The 22534-nt window shown below is 38.5% G+C and carries 16 protein-coding genes and 1 tRNA gene; 1 reads left to right on the top strand and 16 read right to left on the bottom strand.

Translation table 11 applies throughout. The features are described from left to right. Positions 1 to 69: 69 nt before the first annotated feature. The 16 genes from rpoC to tuf all read right to left on the bottom strand — a co-directional run bounded on the left by rpoC (position 70) and on the right by tuf (position 20629). Positions 70 to 4335, bottom strand: coding sequence for a DNA-directed RNA polymerase subunit beta' (gene rpoC / locus EG346_RS09560; RefSeq protein WP_073329719.1), 4266 nt, complete (start codon positions 4333 to 4335; stop codon positions 70 to 72). Between the two features lie 110 nt (positions 4336 to 4445). Further along, positions 4446 to 8267: a DNA-directed RNA polymerase subunit beta gene (rpoB, locus tag EG346_RS09555; RefSeq protein ID WP_073329716.1), complete on the bottom strand. Its 3822-nt coding sequence runs from the start codon at positions 8265 to 8267 to the stop codon at positions 4446 to 4448. A 449-nt stretch (positions 8268 to 8716) separates the two neighbouring features. Beyond that, positions 8717 to 11314 carry a T9SS type A sorting domain-containing protein gene (locus EG346_RS09550; RefSeq protein ID WP_123878234.1) on the bottom strand — a complete coding sequence of 866 codons (2598 nt, stop codon included), beginning with the start codon at positions 11312 to 11314 and terminating at the stop codon, positions 8717 to 8719. A 41-nt stretch (positions 11315 to 11355) separates the two neighbouring features. After that, positions 11356 to 12528, bottom strand: coding sequence for a phage tail-like protein (locus tag EG346_RS09545; protein WP_123878233.1), 1173 nt, complete (start codon positions 12526 to 12528; stop codon positions 11356 to 11358). Positions 12529 to 12661: 133 nt separating this feature from the next. Then, a complete protein-coding gene (locus EG346_RS09540) occupies positions 12662 to 13162 on the bottom strand; it encodes a hypothetical protein (RefSeq protein WP_123878232.1) in 501 nt (166 codons plus the stop codon). Between the two features lie 271 nt (positions 13163 to 13433). Beyond that, positions 13434 to 13799 carry a 50S ribosomal protein L7/L12 gene (gene rplL / locus EG346_RS09535; RefSeq protein WP_034749652.1) on the bottom strand — a complete coding sequence of 122 codons (366 nt, stop codon included), beginning with the start codon at positions 13797 to 13799 and terminating at the stop codon, positions 13434 to 13436. Between the two features lie 46 nt (positions 13800 to 13845). Continuing rightward, complete coding sequence (gene rplJ / locus EG346_RS09530) at positions 13846 to 14442, bottom strand: 50S ribosomal protein L10 (protein WP_073329704.1); 597 nt, start codon at positions 14440 to 14442, stop codon at positions 13846 to 13848. A gap of 17 nt (positions 14443 to 14459) precedes the next feature. Further along, on the bottom strand, positions 14460 to 15152 hold the full coding sequence (rplA, locus tag EG346_RS09525; protein WP_073329701.1) for a 50S ribosomal protein L1: 693 nt from the start codon (positions 15150 to 15152) through the stop codon (positions 14460 to 14462). Between the two features lie 11 nt (positions 15153 to 15163). After that, positions 15164 to 15607 carry a 50S ribosomal protein L11 gene (gene rplK / locus EG346_RS09520; RefSeq protein WP_073329698.1) on the bottom strand — a complete coding sequence of 148 codons (444 nt, stop codon included), beginning with the start codon at positions 15605 to 15607 and terminating at the stop codon, positions 15164 to 15166. A 565-nt stretch (positions 15608 to 16172) separates the two neighbouring features. Then, positions 16173 to 16841, bottom strand: coding sequence for a hypothetical protein (locus EG346_RS09515; protein ID WP_123878231.1), 669 nt, complete (start codon positions 16839 to 16841; stop codon positions 16173 to 16175). A 9-nt stretch (positions 16842 to 16850) separates the two neighbouring features. Then, positions 16851 to 17498, bottom strand: a complete 648-nt coding sequence (locus EG346_RS09510; protein ID WP_123878230.1) for a hypothetical protein — start codon at positions 17496 to 17498, stop codon at positions 16851 to 16853. Positions 17499 to 17512: 14 nt separating this feature from the next. Continuing rightward, on the bottom strand, positions 17513 to 18130 hold the full coding sequence (locus tag EG346_RS09505) for a hypothetical protein (RefSeq protein ID WP_073329692.1): 618 nt from the start codon (positions 18128 to 18130) through the stop codon (positions 17513 to 17515). Positions 18131 to 18513: 383 nt separating this feature from the next. Then, positions 18514 to 19056, bottom strand: a complete 543-nt coding sequence (gene nusG, locus EG346_RS09500; RefSeq protein ID WP_073329689.1) for a transcription termination/antitermination protein NusG — start codon at positions 19054 to 19056, stop codon at positions 18514 to 18516. Between the two features lie 17 nt (positions 19057 to 19073). Then, positions 19074 to 19280, bottom strand: a complete 207-nt coding sequence (gene secE, locus EG346_RS09495) for a preprotein translocase subunit SecE (protein WP_034723808.1) — start codon at positions 19278 to 19280, stop codon at positions 19074 to 19076. Between the two features lie 12 nt (positions 19281 to 19292). Beyond that, a tRNA-Trp gene (locus EG346_RS09490) sits at positions 19293 to 19363 on the bottom strand. A gap of 54 nt (positions 19364 to 19417) precedes the next feature. Next, positions 19418 to 20629 carry an elongation factor Tu gene (gene tuf, locus EG346_RS09485; RefSeq protein WP_034749673.1) on the bottom strand — a complete coding sequence of 404 codons (1212 nt, stop codon included), beginning with the start codon at positions 20627 to 20629 and terminating at the stop codon, positions 19418 to 19420. A gap of 332 nt (positions 20630 to 20961) precedes the next feature. On the opposite strand from tuf, the gene EG346_RS09480 reads away from it, so the two are divergent. Then, positions 20962 to 22464 carry a DUF4394 domain-containing protein gene (locus EG346_RS09480; RefSeq protein WP_123878229.1) on the top strand — a complete coding sequence of 501 codons (1503 nt, stop codon included), beginning with the start codon at positions 20962 to 20964 and terminating at the stop codon, positions 22462 to 22464. The last annotated feature ends 70 nt before the right edge of the window (positions 22465 to 22534 follow it).

Genomic DNA, 22534 nt, shown 5'->3' with positions numbered 1-22534 from the left:
TAAAATTCGAAATTTGAGATGGTGAAAATATAAAAATAAATCCAAACCTCAAATTTCAAATCATTAATTTTAGTTAAGGTCTTCGAATTCTTTCTTAGAACCTACAATTACATTCTGATACTCTTTAAGACCTGTACCTGCAGGGATTCTGTGTCCTACAATTACATTTTCTTTAAGACCACTTAAGAAGTCTACTTTACCAGCTACTGCTGCTTCATTCAGAACTTTGGTTGTTTCCTGGAATGATGCTGCAGACATGAATGATTTAGTCTGAAGAGCTGCTCTTGTAATCCCCTGAAGTACAGGCGTTGCTGTAGCAGGTAAAGCTTCTCTTACTTCAACTAAAGCCTGATCTTCACGCTTCAATTTAGAGTTTTCGTCTCTTAATTCTCTTGCCGTAATCATCTGACCTGGCTTGAATTCTTTAGAATCACCAGCGTCAGTAACAACTTTAAGTCCGAATACTCTGTTGTTTTCTTCCAGGAAGTCGAATTTATGCTCTAATGCTCCTTCAAGGAACTGAGTATCACCTCCATCTACGATAGATACTTTTGTCATCATCTGTCTTACGATGATTTCGAAGTGCTTATCGTCGATTTTTACCCCCTGAAGACGGTAAACTTCCTGAATTTCATTAACAAGATATTCCTGAACTGCAGTTGGACCTTTAATTCTTAAGATATCGTCCGGTGTAATAGAACCGTCAGAAAGTGGAGAACCTGCTCTTACGAAGTCATTCTCCTGAACAAGAATCTGGTTGGAAAGTTTTACCAGATAAATCTTTCTTTCACCAGTTTTAGCCTCAACAATAAGTTCACGGTTACCTCTCTTGATTTTTCCGTAAGAAACTACCCCGTCGATTTCAGTAACAACCGCTGGGTTTGAAGGGTTTCTCGCTTCGAATAATTCGGTAACTCTCGGAAGACCTCCGGTGATATCCCCTGCTTTTGCAGATTTTCTTGGGATCTTGATCAAGACTTTACCAGCCTTAATTTTTTCACCATCGTTTACCATTAAGTGGGCTCCTACCGGTAAGTTGTACCCTTTCTGTTCAACTCCTTTAGAATCTACCACCTTCAAGGTAGGTACGGCTTTCTTATTTCTGGATTCAGAGATTACTTTCTCTTCAAATCCTGTTTGTTCATCTATTTCAAGCTGGAATGAAATACCCTGGATGATATCCTCGTATTCTACTTTACCAGCAGTTTCAGCAATAATTACCGCGTTGTACGGATCCCATTTTGCAATCAGATCACCTTTCTTCACTTTATCACCAGACTTCACTACCAACTGAGAACCGTAAGGTACGTTGGCAATCATCATTGGTGTTCTCTGTTCGTTATCGGTAACCAATCTAAATTCTGTTGTACGTGAAACTACTACTTCCGCAGTATTACCGTTTTCATCTTCAGAAGTAATGGTTCTTACTTCGTCCAATTCTACGATACCGTCTCTTCTTGCAACAATAGATGGATTTTCTGAAACGTTCGTGGATACCCCCCCTTGGTGGAAAGTTCTCAACGTAAGCTGAGTACCTGGTTCCCCAATTGACTGTGCTCCAATAACCCCTACTGCTTCACCCATGTGGATCATCTTACCGGTTGCCAGGTTTCTACCATAACATTTAGCACAGATTCCTTTTTTAGTTTCACAAGTAAGTGGAGAACGAACCTCAACAAACTCTAATCCTGCCGCTTCGATTCTCTTGGCTAGTACTTCATTAATTACCTGATCTGCTTCAGCGATTAACTCGTCTGATTCAGGATCATAGATGTTATGAAGAGAAACTCTACCTAAGATTCTTTCAGAGATCTTTTCAACGATCTCGTCATTTTTCTTAAGGGCAGTTACTTCAGTACCTCTTAGGGTACCACAGTCGTCTTCAGTAACGATAACGTCCTGAGCAACGTCTACCAGTCTTCTGGTAAGGTAACCAGCATCGGCTGTTTTAAGAGCGGTATCTGCAAGACCTTTACGGGCACCGTGAGTAGAGATAAAGTACTCAAGGATCGAAAGACCTTCCTTAAAGTTCGCAAGAATCGGGTTTTCGATAATTTCCGCACCGGTAGAACCAGCTTTCTGCGGTTTTGCCATCAAACCTCTCATCCCTGATAACTGACGGATCTGTTCTTTAGAACCCCTCGCACCAGAATCAAGCATCATATATACAGAGTTGAATCCACCTTGATCGGTTTTCATTCTACCCATGATCATTTCAGTTAATCCGGCGTTGGTGTTGGTCCAAACGTCGATTACCTGGTTATAACGTTCTGTATCGGTAATCAGACCCATGTTATAGTTGGCTCTAATTTCGTCTACTGTTTCAATTGACTGGGCAATCATTTTCTTCTTCTCAACAGGAACTACGATGTCACCTAGTGAGAATGAAAGACCTCCTTTGAATGCGTTTGAATACCCTAAGTCTTTCATTGCATCCAGGAACTTCACTGTTGTAGGGAAATCCGTATCAGCTAAAACTCTACCAATAATGTTTCTCAGTGATTTCTTCGTCAATAGTTCATTAACGTATCCTGATTGTTTTGGTACAATTTGGTTGAATAGAATTCTACCTAAAGAAGTTTCGATCAATTTTGTTTTGATTTCACCATCTTCTTTAACAGGTAGTCTACATCTTACTTTAGCATTCAGAGAAACTCTTCCTTCTGCATAAGCGATTTCCGCTTCTTCAGGAGAATAGAATGCAAGGCCTTCCCCTTTCACTTTCATATCTTCTGTAGAGCTCAATTCTTTGGTCATGAAATAAAGACCAAGAACCATGTCCTGAGAAGGTACCGTAATTGGAGAACCGTTTGCCGGGTTCAAGATGTTTTGAGAACCAAGCATCAATAACTGAGCTTCAAGGATCGCTTCAGGACCTAATGGTAAGTGTACCGCCATCTGGTCACCATCGAAATCGGCGTTGAATGCTGTTGTTACCAACGGGTGAAGCTGAATTGCTTTCCCTTCGATCATCTTAGGCTGGAATGCCTGAATACCCAGTCTGTGAAGGGTAGGTGCTCTGTTCAGTAGAACAGGGTGACCTTTCATCACGTTTTCAAGGATATCATATACTACAGGCTCTTTTCTGTCGATGATTCTCTTTGCAGATTTCACAGTTTTTACAATTCCTCTTTCAATCAGTTTTCTGATGATAAACGGTTTGTAAAGTTCTGCTGCCATATCTTTAGGAATACCACATTCGTGAAGCTGTAAGTTTGGACCTACAACAATTACAGAACGCGCAGAGTAGTCAACCCTTTTCCCTAGTAAGTTCTGACGGAAACGACCTTGTTTACCTTTCAATGAATCAGAAAGTGATTTCAATGGTCTGTTTGATTCAGATTTTACAGCAGAAGATTTTCTTGTATTATCGAATAATGAATCTACTGATTCCTGAAGCATACGCTTCTCGTTTCTCAAGATTACTTCCGGAGCTTTGATCTCCAATAGTCTTTTCAGACGGTTGTTTCTGATAATAACTCTTCTGTAAAGGTCATTTAAGTCAGAAGTCGCGAAACGTCCTCCATCCAATGGAACCAATGGTCTTAGTTCTGGTGGTATCACAGGAAGTACACGCATAATCATCCACTCCGGTCTGTTGATCATTCTTGTATTAGCACCTCTTAATGCTTCTACAACGTTCAATCTTTTAAGAGCTTCAGTTCTTCTTTGCTTAGAACCTTCGTTGTGAGCTTTGTGTCTCAAGTCGAAAGACAATGCATCAAGATTGATTCTTTTCAGAAGATCTTCAACCGCTTCAGCACCCATTCTGGCGATGAATTTGTTGGGATCAGAATCATCAAGATACTGGTTTTCCACAGGAAGAGTGTCCATGATGTCAAGGTACTCTTCTTCTGTAAGGAACTCCATGTTATCGAAATCAGAACCGTCTAATTTTTTAGCAATACCTTGCTGAATCACTACATATCTTTCGTAGTAGATGATCATGTCTAATTTCTTAGAAGGAATTCCTAAAAGGTAACCGATTTTGTTTGGTAAAGAACGGAAATACCAGATGTGAGCGATAGGCACAACAAGGTTGATGTGTCCGATTCTCTCTCTTCTTACTTTTTTCTCTGTAACTTCTACCCCACAACGGTCACAAACGATCCCTTTGTAACGAATTCTCTTGTATTTACCACAAGCACATTCGTAATCCTTTACAGGACCAAAGATCTTTTCACAGAACAACCCGTCTCTTTCAGGTTTGTGCGTTCTGTAGTTAATGGTTTCCGGCTTTAAAACTTCCCCTCTTGATTCCTGAAGAATCGATTCCGGTGAAGCTAAACCGATGGTTATTTTATTAAATCTACTTGATTTATTTTTATTTGACATAATTTAATTTTTGATTAAAAGATTAAAAGATTGAAAGATTTAAAATACTTTCGCTCTTATCATCTCAGAGTTAATTAATGCTTTAATTTTTTACTAATTAAATCTTTTAATTACTCCTCCAATCTTACATCAAGTCCAAGTCCTTGTAACTCGTGAAGTAATACATTGAATGATTCCGGAATACCTGGTTCAGGCATCGATTCACCTTTTGCAATGGCTTCATAAGTTTTTGCTCTACCAATCACGTCATCAGACTTCACCGTTAAGATTTCTCTCAAGATGTTAGAAGCTCCAAATGCTTCAAGAGCCCAAACCTCCATCTCTCCGAATCTCTGACCACCGAACTGAGCTTTACCTCCTAACGGCTGCTGAGTAATCAATGAGTAAGGACCGATAGAACGTGCGTGCATCTTGTCATCAACCATGTGTCCCAGTTTCAGCATGTAGATAATACCTACAGTAGCCGGCTGAGTAAATCTTTCTCCGGTACCCCCATCATAAAGGTGAGTGTTACCGAATTTAGGAAGACCTGCTTTCTCTGTATACTCGGTAATCTGATCAAGAGTTGCCCCATCAAAAATTGGTGTAGCGAACGTCATTCCTAATTTCTGACCAGCCCATCCAAGAACTGTTTCATAAATCTGACCGATGTTCATACGAGAAGGTACCCCTAGTGGATTCAATACGATATCTACCGGTGTTCCGTCTTCAAGGAATGGCATATCTTCTTCACGAACGATTCTTGAAACGATACCTTTGTTACCGTGACGTCCTGCCATTTTATCTCCTACATTCAACTTACGTTTCTTAGCGATATATACTTTAGCCAACTTCATGATACCAGCCGGAAGCTCATCTCCGATAGAAATTGCGAATTTCTCACGGTTTTTAACTCCCTGAATATCATTGAACTTGATTTTATAGTTGTGAATTAATTGTTTAACCAATTCATTCTTATCGTTATCTACTGTCCAGTCTGCACCGCTTACGTTAACGTAATCTTCAACTGAAGTTAATAATTTATGAGTGAATTTCACACCTTTACCAATGATTTCCTCATCAAGGTCGTTGGTAACTCCCTGAGAAGTTTTACCACCCACCAGTGTATTTAATTTTTCAATTAAAGTGTTTCTTAACTCATCAAACTTAGCCTTGTAAGTGTTTTCAATTTCTTCAAGTTTAAGTTTTTCTTCAGTTCTCTTCTTTTTGTCTTTAATATTTCTGGAGAACAATTTTTTGTTGATCACAACACCTCTTAATGAAGAGTCTGCTTTTAATGAAGCATCCTTAACATCACCGGCTTTGTCACCAAAGATTGCTCTAAGAAGTTTTTCTTCAGGAGTTGGGTCAGATTCACCTTTTGGAGTGATCTTACCGATCATAATATCTCCAGGCTTCACTTCAGCACCAATTCTGATCATCCCGTTCTCGTCAAGATCTTTAGTCGCTTCTTCAGAAACGTTTGGAATATCCGCTGTCAGTTCTTCCATACCTAATTTGGTATCACGAACTTCAAGAGAGTACTCGTCTACGTGGATTGAAGTAAACCAGTCTTCACGTACCACTTTTTCGTTGATTACGATTGCATCCTCAAAGTTGTATCCTTTCCAAGGCATGAAGGCTACTACTAAGTTTCTACCAAGCGCTAATTCTCCGTTTTCGGTAGCATAACCATCACAAAGTACCTGTCCTTTTTCCACTGTTTCACCTACTCTTACGTTTGGTCTAAGGGTAATGGTTGTACTCTGGTTGGTTTTTCTGAACTTGGTTAATTTATATGTTTTCGTAGCGGACTCGAATTGTACTAAATCTTCGTCATCGCTTCTTTCATATTTAATGGTAATCTGATCAGCATCTACATACTCAACAGTTCCTCTCCCTTCAGCATTGATCAAGATTCTTGAATCTTTAGCCACCTGCTGTTCCAGACCTGTACCCACGATTGGAGCTTGTGGCTTCAATAGAGGAACGGCCTGACGCATCATGTTGGATCCCATCAATGCACGGTTCGCATCATCATGTTCCAGGAATGGAATCAATGAAGCTGAGATACCAGAGATCTGGTTTGGTGCAACGTCGATAAGGTTAACCTGAGAAGGCTCCACTACCGGATAGTCACCATCCAGTCTTGCAATAATTCTGTCTGTTAAGAATTCTCCGCCATCCGTCAATTCAACGTTCGCCTGAGCAATTACTTTATCTTCTTCATCTTCTGCATTCAGATAAATAGGATCAGCATTAAGGTTTACTGTGCTGTTTTCTACTTTTCTGTATGGAGTTTCGATGAAACCTAAGCTGTTAATTTTAGCATAGATCCCCAGAGATGAAATCAAACCGATGTTTGGTCCTTCCGGAGTTTCAATCGGACAAATTCTTCCGTAGTGGGTATGGTGAACGTCACGAACCTCGAAACCTGCTCTTTCTCTAGATAAACCACCAGGCCCTAGTGCAGAAAGTCTACGCTTGTGCGTGATTTCTGATAATGGGTTGGTTTGGTCCATGAACTGAGAAAGCTGGTTGGTACCAAAGAACGAGTTAATTACAGATGTTAATGTCTTAGCATTTACCAGGTCAAGTGGAGTAAATATCTCGTTATCTCTAACGTTCATTCTTTCCTTGATTGTTCTGGCAATTCTTGAAAGACCTACACCGAACTGTCCTGCCAATTGCTCTCCAACAGTCTTGATTCTTCTGTTAGACAAGTGGTCAATATCATCAACCTCTGCTTTAGAGTTTACCAATTCGATCAAGTGTCTTACGATAGCAATGATATCTTCTTTTGTAAGAACCTCAGTGGTTGTAGGGATGTTTAGACCTAACTTTTTGTTTAGTCTGTAACGTCCTACTTCACCAAGTGAATATCTTTGTTCAGAGAAGAATAGTTTTTCAATGATTCCTCTTGCCGTTTCCTCATCGGGTGGATCTGCATTTCTTAACTGACGGTAGATGTACTCTACTGCTTCTTTTTCAGAGTTCGTAGGGTCTTTCTGTAATGTATTCTGGATGATAGAGAATTCATTGCTGTTTTCTTTGTGAATCAGGATAGATTTCACGCCAGCATCAAGAATAAGATCTAAATGTTCTTTTTCAAGAATAGTTTCTCTGTCCAGGATGATTTCATTTCTTTCAATAGAAACTACTTCACCTGTATCTTCGTCTACGAAATCTTCGAACCAAGTGTTCAATACTCTCGCAGCCAATGTTCTTCCTTCTACTTTCTTAAGGGCAGCTTTAGAAACTTTCACTTCTTCAGCAAGGTCGAAGATCTGAAGGATATCCTTATCAGATTCATAACCGATAGCTCTTAACAGGGTAGTTAATGGTAACTTTTTCTTACGGTCGATATACGCGTACATTACGCTGTTGATATCGGTTGTAAATTCCATCCAAGATCCTTTGAAAGGGATAATTCTTGAATAGTATAGTTTAGTTCCGTTAGCGTGGTAAGTTTGTCCGAAGAATACACCAGGCGAACGGTGAAGCTGCGTAACAATAACTCTCTCAGCACCATTGATGATGAAAGATCCACTAGGCGTCATATAAGGAACCGGGCCTAAATACACATCCTGAACCACTGTTTGGAAATCCTCGTGCTCAGGGTCTGTACAATACAATTTAAGTCTTGCTTTAAGAGGAACTGAATACGTCAATCCTCTTTCCACACACTCGTTAATTGAATAACGTGGAGAATCTACCAGATAATCAAGGAATTCCAATACAAACTGATTTCTAGAATCGGTAATTGGGAAGTTTTCCTGGAAGGTTCTGTATAAACCTTCGTCTGTTCTGTCTTCTGGAAGGGTATCAAGCTGGAAAAAATCTCTGAAAGACTCTAACTGGATGTCCAGGAAGTCAGGAGTGATAATTTTTCCTTTCGCTGATGAGAAGTTAATTCTCTGATTCCCCCTTGTAGTTGCTGTTGTTTTACTCATAAAACTTTTAAGAAAGGGTTAAAAAATATTTTGATTCATTAAAAAATATCAGGAGCAGAAGAAAGAAAATCAAGAAAAATAAAAGACTTCAAATGTTTGGCGCTATTAGAAATAGTCTTTAATCTTTTTTCTTTATTCTTAGAATCTGATTCCTAACTGCAACGCTGGTATATCTTTTCACAGCGTAATGCAAAATATTCTTATTAACTTTTGAGGCAGAATAGCCGCTATACCTATACACACGAAACCCCTTTCACTATTTGCATGAAAGAGCTGATTTACAATATTTTACAGGTTTATGTACAATTATTCGCGCCAAAAGAGGGACAAAATTACAAAAATTTCTGCATATACACAAATAAAACCTCTCATTTTGAGATCGTTAAACGAGTTAAATATAAAAATGGCCGCTCCTAAGGGCGGCCATTGCTTTTATCGTATCTGAGAAATTATTTTACAACAATCTTATAAGATTTTACGGTTGTTCTGGTTTCTATTTTCACAATGTAAACACCTGCCGGCAGTGAAGCTGTACTGATTTCAGTATTGCCTGAGAATTTGTCAGATCTGATCAGCTGCCCCTGAGCAGAGAACACACTGTAAATACCGGTTTCTTCAGACTTAACATTAAGGTTTTCACCTGATTTTACAGGATTAGGATATACTTTGATATCATTAGCCTTTTCAGTAATATCAGAATCAGTAATTGCTTTTGCTGATGCCTGACCGATTTTCAACAGAGAGATATAAGGGGATAGTGGAGAATTCGGTGCTCCTCTTCTGACAAGGTCTGTATCTACTACCGCCTGAATACCATCTTTATCAAGATCATTAATTCTGGAAATAAATCCTGCCCCGAAGTCATCTAGATTATCTTTACCAATAGCATAAAGATCATAATCAGCTCCATTTGAATTTAAATCAATAAAATCAGGTTTATCATCACCATCTGTATTTTTAAGAGGATATTTCAATATTCCTGAATCCGGAGAAGTTTCCAGGATATCGGCAATACCATTATTTCCTACGGCAACATTACTATCTATAATACCGTTACGGTCTGTATCAATCTGACTGATTACAGATGCAGGAATACCCGATTCAGATAAGTCTAAAATACCATCATTATCAGAATCTAAATCCAGGTAGCTGGAAATCCCGTCTCCCAATACCTGTACAGGACCAAAAACTCCTTCTGTATCATCATCTTCAAATTTTCCGTTCTGATCAAGATCTTCAAGAGCATCCGGAATTCCATCGTTATCAGAATCAAGATCACAAGCATCTTTAATACCATCTGCATCAGTATCTAATGAAGGGGATTTATCATTCACTGCTGTACATCCTTCTGCACAATCAGGAATACCGTTTCCATTCATATCGATACTGTCATTACCGTTTGAACATTGGTCAAAACAGTTTGGAATCCCATCATTATCATCATCTCTGCTGGCAAATGCATTATAGATGTAGTAATTCTGAGGAATACGAATTCCTGTACCGCTGTAGAAAGTTATTTTAATACGGTTAAAAGGTTTTGTCGCCTTACCTCCGACATAAAATTTGTTTGAATCTGTTGTGAAGAAGTTTCCACTAATCAGGCTTCCTGTACTTGTGAAAACATCTGTTTGAGTATTATTGTTATAAAGAGTCACCCTAATATTTTCAAGAACACTTACCCCGATCAAATTGGCCGCTTTTTCCAATGTAAATCCGGCGTATGTATTGGCTGGAAGCATAGTATTGGTATCCACCGTTGCATAGGAAGAGAAAATACTCAGAAATGACGCTGCAGGAATCGTTGCTGTAGCATAATTAGAAGTATTGGTATCCACAATAGCAGAAGGGTTGGTCATTTTCGCCAAAATAAGACCAAGAAATCCAGGACCGGATGTCCAGTTGGTTCCCGTTACCAGATTACCGGCAATCGCAGAACCACTTGTCTGAATTTTATCGTTACAGTCACAAGATGCAGGCTCCTCAAATGCATAATACACTTTTAAAGATCCTAAATTAATCCCTAAAGTCTGCGTCACTTTTAAACGTACTTCGTTAAAAGGCTTGGAAGAGGTAAGGGTAACCTTCTGTTTTCCTGAACCAAAACCTAATACTTTGATATTGATCAATCCTCCTCCATCTAATAATGTTCTGGAATCCTGCAGCTGGCCATATAAATAAGTTTCTACCGTGATATTTTTCAGGAATTCTGCACTTATAAGTTTTCCTTCATCATCAGGAGAGATGACAAAACCTGCTTTGTTTCCTGCAGGATATACCTGATTTTTATCTAAAACCCCCACTGAATAAGATCCAAGAAGACCTGCAGGCAATACAATAGACCCGTAGGAATTTTTATCACCATCTCCGATTCTTTCTCTATTCTGAACAAAAGAAAGCGGAGCAATAAAACTGCTGCTTCCGGATACATTACCGTCTACCCCACTTCCAGCAATAATATCATCACAGATATTATTCTGGTCAACAGGAACTTTGGCGGGATCAAACGCGAATGCATAATATACATTCATTGCACTGAACAAAGACAGTACGTTGGTCTGATAGAGTCTTACTTCATTAAATTCTTTTGTTGTTTTTAAATGCAGGAAAATTCTGTTTTTACTCCCTCCAAATGCCGGTACAGACAATAATGTACTGCTTGTCGTGGTTTCCTGAAGCACACCATTTTTGTAGGTACTGATTCGTAATGAACTTAACAGGTCTACTGTGATAAAACTTGTTCCAAGGTCTACATTAAATCCCGTGATATATCCTGCCGGATAAGTGGTATTTGTATTTTTTACTGAAATACCATTTCCACTCAACAGGGAAGCAAAATTACCCATGCTTACGCTGTTATCAAGATTCGCATCCACCACCGGATTCATGCTTCCGCTATAACAAGCCAGACAGATCCCTGAGTTGTTAACAGGTTTGGCTTCCACCCCCATTCCACGGATAGGTTCATAGCCTTTTTGTGCGAATGCTGATGCTGAGATGATCAACACCAGAAATACTGACGCCCATTTTTCGAATAATTTTTTTGTCATTTTTTGTTTTATTTTTTTTTGTTAAGGTTTGTGTCTATTGATTATAGATTTTGCCATCCGTACACAGCATTACCAGTCTGTCTGCAACCGATAAAAGTACCGCTGGTTACTCCCAGTGTAGTGGTGACTTCATAAAGTACTGATCCTGCATTACTTGAATCACAAGCTGGTCTTGCAGCAGAAGCCTTTATCTGAAGAGCCTTACTTATTTCAAGATCCGCATAATTGGTTGAGCTAGGCGTGACATTGATCCCAACATCCGTAATCACTGTTCCCGCATTCCCTTGTCCTGAAAATACGTGAGAAGTATTGGCGTAGGTTGATTGGGCAGCCACTGAGGTACCATTAATTCCAATGGCAACAGAACCTGTCCCACTTACCGTATTATTGCTTCCAAGAGCAAAATTATTTAAGGTCACATTATTGTTGGCCCCGAATGCGAAGCCACCATTTGAAGCATCATTTGAGTAACCTACTGCAACGGCTACAGAGTTTCCGGTTTTATTAAAACCTCCAAAAGCAAAATTGTCGGATGATATTGCCGAATTTCCTGTACCAAACACTTTCCCCCCCGCTGTAGCGGTATTTCCTGAGCCTATCGCTATTCCGGGAAAATTAGCCGCTGAAGCCGTCGCTGTATTTCCTCTTCCAAGGGCTATATTATTTGAAGTGTTATTGACCGTATTCGTACTTCCCCATGAGAGGCTGGAAGCATTTTCACCACCGCCTGAGAGTCCTCCTGCAGCATCAAGAACTGCATGAACTTTATTCGCACTGATCATAACAAGATCTGCAGATCCTTTAGGTCCCAGATAATTAGCTGAAATCGGAGCAACTCCTAAAGTTTCTGCTGATGTAGAAATTTCGCCAACGGCATTTCCTTTAACCTGCCATTCCGTTCCTGTCTGCTTCTGCCATAGTGATCCGTCAAAATAATAGTAACCGGAAGCAGTAACATTAACCGTCTGAACAGCAGGAGCAGCATCGATAGCCGTTACGTAAACCAAAGCTCCGGTTTGAGCAGTAGTATAGGTTTTAGCAGTCAACTGACTTACTGAAATCCTGGGTGCAATAATGCCATCCAATTTATTTGTGTTTAAAGGAAAACCCACCACATCAAGGCTTGCCTGGGGCTGATTAGTATTAATTCCTACTTGTGCGTCTGCCCCAAAAGAGAGAGCCATGGCTGCGATCGTAAATAATCTGTTTTTCATTTTTAGTGAATTTTGTTTTTTTGTGTGTTTATTTTTTATTAATAAGTACAGAGATCCTTTCACCCGCATAAAGAGGAGAACATTGTTGTTTTTCGTTAAAGCGAATGGATTGGATACCTATTAGAGAGTCTGCCTAAGATAATTTGTCAGGAAACTTAATGATGTCGCTAAATCCTTTCGTACTTTTAGAATCTACAGACAAATGGACATTGGATTTCTGGTATTTCCTAGTCCTTGTTTCTATAGATGGAGGGTTGATATGGTGTTGATCTGATGTAATAAAAGAGAGAATTCTGCTATGAGAATAATGAATTAGAGCGAAGTAATTGAATGTACTGTAATCAGTTCCAGAATAATAGTTATTTTTTAAACGGAACACTTCTTTGTTCCATTCCCTACTAGTGCTTGTTTCTGGTAAAAAATGATTAGTACCAGGTTGATCATATTGCGGGTTTTCTGAAGAGTTCGCTGTGATGTATTCGAAACTATTCATGATATCCGTACGGTATTTTTGAACAGTGGACTTCTGTACCACTGAAGATATAATGCTGAGATTCCCAACCTGCAATGCAGCCAGCATACTGATACAATATGCTACAGCAGAGCCGTAGAAAATAAAGTAACTTTGTTTCAAATTGTGCGTTTTTTTTCGATACAAATATAGTTATTTTTCAAACATTACAATATTATAATACAAAAAAATCAATAAAAATAAGCTATTCTATAAATAATAAACATTCAATCGTATCAATTATTAATTATTTCATAATTATAATCAAATATGAAATTACATCCATCATGCATATTTGAATACGATTAGCGAATATTTCAGTTTTAATAATTGAATCCCCACAAAAAAAGCCCGGACATTACTGTCCGGGCTTCCTATTTTATAGTAAACTGAATTATTTCAATTCTACTTCAGCACCAGCTTCTTCTAATTGCTTCTTAAGAGCTTCAGCTTCGTCTTTAGAGATTCCTTGCTTGATAGCAGCAGGAGCTCCGTCTACGATATCTTTAGCTTCTTTAAGACCAGCACCAGTTAAATCTTTTACCAATTTAACGATAGCTAATTTAGATGCACCTGCAGACTTAAGAATTACGTCGAATTCAGTCTTTTCTTCAGCAGCTTCTCCACCACCTGCAGCAACTACTACAGCAGCAGCAGCTGGCTCAATTCCGTACTCATCCTTAAGGATAGTAGCTAATTCGTTTACGTCTTTTACAGTAAGGTTTACTAGCGTTTCAGCTAAATTTTTTAAATCTGACATTGTTGTAATGTTTTTGTTGATTATTTATTTAATTTTTTGAGAGTAATTATTCAGCACTTGGAGTTTCTTCCGTGCTTTCTGCAGCAGGAGCTTCTGGAGCCGCCTCAGCAGGAGTTTCTTCCGCAGCAGGTGCAGCAGCTTCTTCAGCTTTAGCTTCTACTGTTTCAGGTTTGTTTTGAAGAGCAGAAACAACTCTTTGAATTGGAGATTGAAGTAATCCGATGATTTCTCCGATCATTTCTTCTCTAGACTTGATGTTAGCAAGTGCAGATAAGTTTTCGTCTCCAACGTAGAAAGTTTCCTGAAGGTAAGCAGACTTTAAAGCTGGCTTATCTTCTTTCTTTCTGAACCCTTGAATTAATTTTGCAGGAGCGTTTGCCGTATCAGAAATCATCAATGCTGAATTTCCTTTGAACGTTTCAAACATTTCAGAGTAATCTACTCCTTCCATTTGCTCCATTGCTTTTTGTAAAAGTGTATTTTTTACCACTTTCACTTTGATATTCTGTTTGAAAGCCTGTCTTCTGAAATCAGAAGATTTAGCAGCGTTCAAACCGTCTAGATCTGCTACGTAAACTACTTTCGCATCCTGAAGCAAGTCTTTGATCTCTTGTATTGCTACAACTTTTTGGTCTTTTGTCATTGTCTTAAGGATTATTATTAGTTAACAGATTTACTATCAATTGCAATACCTGGGCTCATTGTAGAAGACAAATAAATGCTCTTCACATAAGTACCTTTAGCAGCAGTTGGTTTCATTTTGATCAATGTCGAGATTAATTCCTGAGCATTTTCTTTGATTTTATCAGCATCGAAAGATACTTTACCAATACCTGCGTGGATGATCCCGTATTTATCTACTTTGAAATCAATTTTACCTGCTTTCACTTCAGTTACTGCTTTACCAATTTCCATGGTTACAGTTCCTGATTTAGGGTTAGGCATTAGACCTCTTGGTCCTAATACTCTACCTAATGGACCTAATTTACCCATAACAGCTGGCATAGTAACGATAACGTCAACATCTGTCCAACCCTCTTTTATTTTTTGTAAATATTCGTCAAGACCTACATAATCAGCTCCAGCTTCTTTAGCTTCAGCTTCTTTATCTGGTGTAACAAGCGCTAAAACTTTAACGTCTTTACCAGTTCCGTGAGGAAGAGATACTACACCTCTTACCATTTGGTTTGCTTTTCTTGGATCTACACCCAATCTTACAGCGATATCTACAGAAGCATCAAACTTTGTAGTGTTTACTTCTTTTACAAGAGCTGCACCTTCTTCAAGGTTATAGATTCTACCTTTTTCTACTTTGCTTAAAGCTTCTTTTTGCTTTTTAGTTAATTTTGCCATTTCAGTAAGTTTTAAGCGTTAGTTGGTTTAGTTCCTGTTACTTTTAATCCCATAGATCTAGCAGTACCAGCTACCATAGAAAGAGCAGAGTCTATTGTAAAACAGTTAAGGTCTGCCATTTTATCTTCAGCGATCTTTTTAACCTGATCCCAAGATACAGCCCCTACTTTATTTCTGTTTGGTTCACCGGAACCTCCTTTGATTTTAGCCGCATCCATCAACTGGATCGCTGCAGGTGGAGTTTTAATAACGAATTCAAAAGATTTGTCTTCGTATACTGTAATTACTACAGGTAAAACTTGCCCTGGCTTATCTTGGGTTCTTCCGTTAAATTGCTTACAAAACTCCATGATGTTCACACCTGCAGAACCCAATGCTGGACCTACCGGTGGAGAAGGGTTAGCTGCGCCACCTTTCACCTGAAGCTTTACCATTTTAAAGACTTTCTTAGCCATTTTATTTTTTTTTAGTTTGAATAATTAATGAGTTTGGAAGCATTATTTATTCAGCAGATCACCGACTCACATACAGTAAATCTACTTTTCGGACTGCAAAATTATGAAATATTTTTGAATTAGCCAATGGAATGTGTTGATTTTTAGAAAGAATTATCAATATTTTTTTATTTGTGTCTGCCGGAAACGGAAATCGACAAAGTTTACATTCTTATTTTGAAATCTATTTTTTACGGCTAACCTCTATTCTCCTGGTTACAAATAAGTTCATCATAAAATAAGACAGCTATCAGCTATCAGCTTTGTTACTTCATATAGGGCATTTGTGTAAATCAGATTTCCGGAGAGAAGTACATTTTAGAAATTGAAATTGTCTCCATAAAGAGAAAGCTCTTTGTAAAGAAATACTCAAAAATAATTACCCATTCATGATTCACCAAAAGAGACCCACACTTTAAAGATAACCGACTTTTCAGAAAATTTCTCATTCAAAAAATAACTCAAGAAAATATAAAAGAAGCTGCCTCCAGACAACTTCTTTTATATAAGCAATTCATTTCTCCTGCTAAAAACCAGACGGCTTGTTGATCGTACTCGCTGAACCATTCGTTCCTCCGAGATCAGAATTAATATCGCCGATATTCTGTTTAGTGATAAGTCTTTTATAGGCCATCAGATAGAGGTCTATTGTAAAATTATTATAGGTTCTTCCAGGGTTAGCAGATGTAAGGGCAATAAGCTTACTGTCCGTAAACCTAGCTCTGATGTGCCAAGTCCCTTTACTTTTAAATGCTGTTACATCAGGAGATCCCTGTCTGTTGTCATTGGTTCCGTTATCGCCGTAATCAAGAGCTACATTGGTAGTACCATCATTCATTTTAAATGAATAATTATGAACTACGACCAAGAACTTATCCGCATCTATTTTAGTATCATAATCTGTAATTCCCGCACCGGATATTCCCGTAAGAGAAAGCTTAAGATAATTGAACAGTCCGCTGCTTTCCAGTTTAGGATCATACAGCTGGAGCGAATTTTCAGAAGTAGCCAAAAAACTTCCTCCGGTCATCGTAGGTTCTCCGGGATTTCTAAGATATAGTGAATTGGTGTATGTATTTCCGTTAACATCCAATGTCTCTTTGGGATCAGTGGTTTTGATTCCTACTCTTCCAGACTGGGCATTTACCAACATTCCCAGAAATAATATCATTATAATGTAAATTCTTTTTTCCATGATCATTATTTATTGAAGCCCTAAAGGCGTATTGGTTGAAACTCCTGAATAAACCGGCGAAGCTGAAGCGGATACAGACCCGGTAAAGGTTCCCCATTCTTTCACCAGTGATTTTTCAAATACATTAAGGGTAAGAGTCCAGGTACCGTTCACTGAAGACACCGTACCAACTCCTTTAAAGCTTAAATTAATAGCGTGATACTTTTTCCCTCCGTTCGTCACCTGAGTTACTTCCGTAGAATAAGCTCCGAAGGATTTGGGTGTGGTTGAAGTATTTACCGCTGAAACGGCGCTTGTAAAAACAGCACCCGTAATGGCCACTACATATTTACTGGTTTCCAGGCCAGTATTGAGATTAACGACTTCATCCTGGCTTACATTTCTAAGAATAATATTATATGTATTCACAGGGGCTACATTACGGAGTGAAATATCCAGCATCTTGACTTTTCCGACAGGTGAAGTATCTTTTGAGCGGGTGAGAAGAAAATAATTTCCTGTTGCGGGTGAATTGACGGTATCTACAAGGTAAGATTCAACCAATGTTTCTCCCGCTACATCTAAAGTTCCCTGAGGATTAGCAGTATTAATACCCACCTGTGCGTTTGCAGCACATAAAGCACCCGCCACAAGGAATAATGTGGTGATTTTTTTCATGATGTCAATCTTTTTTATTGAATTAATGGAGCAGCAGCTGCACCCGTGGTGGAAGCTCCCAGATCCTGAGTATTGTTCATTTCTTTTGCATAAGCTTTGTCAAAAACCAGCAGGTTGAGCGTCCATTCTCCTGTAGGAAAGGAATTATCCGGAGCAAATCCCTGGTAGTCGGCTTTCAGCTTCCATGTTCCACCGGATGAATAGGCAAAAATCTGTGGAACAGGTGTAAGCCAGTCGGCAGAATAGGTTCTTACAGGCTGTGTAAATCCGAATGAGGAAATTACCACAAGAAATTTGTTGGAGTTGATTTTGGTATCAAACTGATTGACCCAGTCCTTATCTGAAGGATCACAGGTAATTTTAAACTGAATCAGATTAATGGGTGCCGGTGAATTAGGTACAAAAGAATCATTGTAGGCCGTAATTTTATTTTCCGGTGCCGGAGATTTGATAACGAATGTATAATTTTCATCTGCGCCTAACTTTTCTAACGGACTTTTGAAAATCATTCCTGATGTTTTCATTGTTCCGTTTACTGAGAGGTCTTTTTCAGGCTTGGAGGTATTGATACCCACCTGTGCGTTCAAAGATACAGCGCTTGCGAGAAGCACCATCGAAATAATTTTAGTCATTGGACTTATGTATTGTGTTTGTATTTACTAATTCCTTAGTTCATTGTTTACCTTTCTAATTCTGTATAGCCAATGATGTTTCTCTACATCTGCTATGCGTTAAATAAATTAAATAGGATAAAGCTTTAAGGATTAATTGCTTACTTGTTTACAAGAAACATGCCATATGAAAATAAATCAAAAAATAATTCTTTATTTTCACAAAAAACGAACAAATTATCACAAATAGGTGAAAACTAAGTTAAAATAAAGTCCCTTTTTTAGGAACCTCACAATAAATTAATTCTCTGAAGTCTCCCTTTAAAAAAATTTGAAACTATGACTACAGGTACCAAAAAAAGACCGCTTTAAAAAGCGGTCTTTATATATTTCAAAAGTATCAATTATACTTTTTCTACTTGCATATAGCTAAGCTCCATTGGAGTTTTTCTACCGAAGATCAATACAGAAACTTCGATTTTCTTTTTGTCTTCAAGAATCTTCTCAACAGTTCCGTTGAATCCGTTGAAAGGTCCGTCAATTACTTTAACGTTTTCACCTACAATGTACGGAATCTCAACGTCAGTTGCGAATTCTGACAACTCATCCATTCTTCCCAACATTCTGTTTACTTCAGACTTTCTCATTGGAACAGGATCTCCTCCTTTGGTTAAACTCAGGAAAGATATTACTCCCGGAATGTTCTTAATTGCGTGAGGAATTTCACCCATCAGATCAGCTTCGATCATTAAGTATCCAGGATAGTAAGGTTTCTCTTTAGGAACTTTTTTACCGTTTCTTATCTGAATAACCTTTTCCATAGGAATAACCACCTGAGTCACGTACTGCTCAAACCCTAGACGTTTGATTTCTGTCTCAATATAGTTTTTCACTTTATTTTCCTGTCCGCTGATTGCTTTCAGCACATACCATTTCAATTCGCTCATTATGGGAAAATACTTTTTTAGTTGAACACGTTAATTAGCATTCCAATTATGTTGCTGATTGCTTTTGAAAACAATTCATCAACTCCAAAGGTAAACAATGCCAAAATCACTGTAGCTATAGTTACTACAATAGTGGAAGACTGAAGATCAGACCACTTTGGCCATTCAACTTTATGTCTGAATTCGTTATAAGAACCTTTTAAAAAATCAACAAATGAACTCATAATTAATATTTGCACGGGCACAAGGATTCGAACCCTGATCAACGGTTTTGGAGACCGGTATCCTACCATTGGACGATGCCCGTAGATAAAAAGCTTCCGAGAGTTTCCTTCCGGAAGCTTTATTTATTTTAAGATGATTAGTCTAAGATTTCAGTTACCTGACCTGAACCAACTGTTCTACCTCCTTCTCTGATCGCAAATCTAAGACCTACGTTAAGAGCGATTGGCTGTAACAATTCTACAGTGATCTCTAAGTTATCACCAGGCATTACCATTTCTACACCTTCTGGTAAGAAGATCTCACCTGTAACGTCAGTAGTTCTTACGTAGAACTGAGGACGGTACTTGTTGTGGAATGGAGTGTGACGTCCACCTTCTTCCTTAGAAAGGATATAAACAGAAGCTTTGAATTTTTTGTGTGGCTTAACAGAATCTTTCTTAGCGATTACCATACCTCTCTTGATGTCAGTTTTTTCAATACCTCTCAACAATAGACCTACGTTATCTCCAGCTTCACCTCTGTCAAGAATTTTTCTGAACATCTCAACTCCTGTAATCGTAGAAGTTAATTTTTCTTCACCCATACCGATGATATCAACAGGATCACCTGTATTGATAATACCAGCTTCGATTCTACCCGTTGCAACAGTACCTCTACCTGTAATAGAGAATACGTCTTCGATTGGCATCAAGAATGGCTTGTCAGTATCTCTTGGTGGTTGCTCGATCCAGTTATCAACTGCATCCATTAATTCCTCAACAGACTTGAACCATTTATCTTCAGTATCAGGAGTAGCAGCAGTAGCAGCTGTAAGAGCTCCTAATGCAGAACCTTGAATTACTGGAGAGTTGTCTCCGTCAAAATCGTAAGTAGATAGTAAGTCTCTAAGCTCCATTTCAACAAGCTCTAATAACTCAGCATCATCTACCATGTCAACTTTGTTCATGAAAACAACGATTCTTGGTACGTTTACCTGACGGCAAAGTAGGATATGTTCTCTAGTCTGAGGCATAGGACCGTCAGTTGCAGCACATACTACGATAGCTCCATCCATTTGAGCAGCACCAGTTACCATGTTCTTTACATAATCCGCGTGACCTGGACAGTCAACGTGAGCATAGTGTCTTTTTTCAGTTTCGTATTCAATGTGAGCAGTATTGATAGTAATACCTCTTTCTTTTTCTTCTGGAGCAGAGTCAATTGCAGAGAAGTCTTTTTTCTCAGCAAGACCTTTGCTAGCTAATACAGCAGAAATTGCAGCTGTAAGAGTAGTTTTACCATGGTCAACGTGACCAATAGTACCAATGTTCAAGTGTGGTTTGTTACGATTAAACGTTTCCTTTGCCATGATTTAAAATTATTTATTTTATTATTTTTCAATTTTTCGGTGTGCAAATATAATGATTTTTTAAATACCACAACCTTTTTCATGAAAAAAATTTCAATATTCAAATCAAAGAAGCACAAACCTTATATTTCAATGTATTGAGACTGCAAATTTACACAAATTTCCGGATTGAAAAAAATCATGTCTAACGTTTTTATTTGAATTTGTAAACTATATGATTAATTACTAACAGGATAGAACCCTAAAATATTTTTTTTATCATTAAAATTAAGGGTATAAAAACCGTCTTATGTGTTTTCTCGTAGATGTTATAAACCATTAAAAATAATATTATGAGAACACTATTACATTTCTTTCTGGTCCTGATGACCGTAACCACTTTTTTTTCGTGCAATGATTCTGATGATCCAATGATGACCCCGGACCCCACTGTTACCGGTCCTGATCTTATGGCCTATGGCCTTACTTCAATGAACGAACTTGTTTCTTTTAATGCCAATAATCCCAAAACATTTGCTGCGAAAACAGCAGTGACCGGAATTCCTTCAGGTGAAAAATTAATGAGTATCGATTTCAGACCTGCTACAGGTGAACTGTATGCTTTATCCAATGCCAGTAAATTATACATCATCAATACATCTTCTGCCTCAGCAAGAGTTGTAAGTTCTACCGCTTTCACTCCTGCCGTTTCCGGAACGATAGCTTCTATTGATTTTAATCCAACGGTGGACAGAATCCGTTTGGTAAGTAATTCAGGGCAAAATTTAAGACTGCATCCTGAAACAGGTGCCGTTGCAGCTACTGATACCAATATAACAGGCACAGGAACACCGAGCATTACCGGAGTAGCGTACACCAACAGTAAAGCTGGAGCTTCATCTACTGTTTTATATGATATTGATCCTGTTTCAGGAAAACTTTTTAAACAAGATCCTCCCAATAACGGAACTTTGGTAGAGGTAGGAAGTCTTGGAGCAACATTCTCAGGACAGGCTGCTTTTGATATTAAATATGATAACAGTACGGCATTGGTTGCTTTAAGTGATAAGCTGCACGTTTTAGATTTAAGCAGCGGTAAAACAACTTTTATAGGATCTCTTCAACAGGCTGTTATTGATCTTGCAATTCCGACTGAAGCAGTAGCCTATGCTATTGACAATTCAAATAACCTTCAGATATTTAATCCGAACAGTCCGGTGCCTGTTTCTAAAGCAGTGGCGGGATTACAAACCGGAGAAAATATTTTAGGAATAGATTTCCGTCCTTTAAACGGGCAATTGTATGCATTGGGAAGTTCAAGCAGAATTTACACGATTAATTTAGGAACAGGGGCTGCAACAGCAGTAGGAAGTTCACCATTTGCTACTTTACTTGCAGGAACAGATTTTGGATTTGATTTTAATCCGGTTGTTGATAAAATACGTGTCGTGAGTAATACTGGACAAAATCTTCGTTTAGATCCGGTAACCGGCGGGATTACCGCTGTAGACACTACTATTAATCCTGCAGGCGCCATGATCAGCGCAGCGGCTTATACCAATAATTTTGCGGGGACAACCGCTACTACTCTATTTGTGATTGACCATAATACGGATAAACTGTATCAGCAAAATCCGCCTAACAATGGAACTTTAGTTGAAACAGGTTCTTTAGGGGTTAATATTACGAATGCCAATGGTTTTGATATCGGAAGCGTAAGCCAGAAAGCTTATTTAATGGCTACGGTAGGAACCTCAACAAAGCTATATTCGATCAATACAACCAACGGGACTGCTACATCAGTTGCTGATTACCCTAATGCTGTAAAAGCTTTTGCTGTAGGATTAGGATTCTAAAAAGACTCATAGTTATTATTTCAATACCAAGAAGCGCGGAAAACAATGTTTTCCGCGCTTCGCTTGTTAT

Source organism: Chryseobacterium carnipullorum (genome assembly GCF_003815695.1).
In the GTDB taxonomy this organism is placed as follows: domain Bacteria; phylum Bacteroidota; class Bacteroidia; order Flavobacteriales; family Weeksellaceae; genus Chryseobacterium; species Chryseobacterium carnipullorum.
The sequence above is the reverse complement of the archived record's forward strand: the minus strand, read 5'-3'. Positions and strand labels throughout refer to the sequence as shown.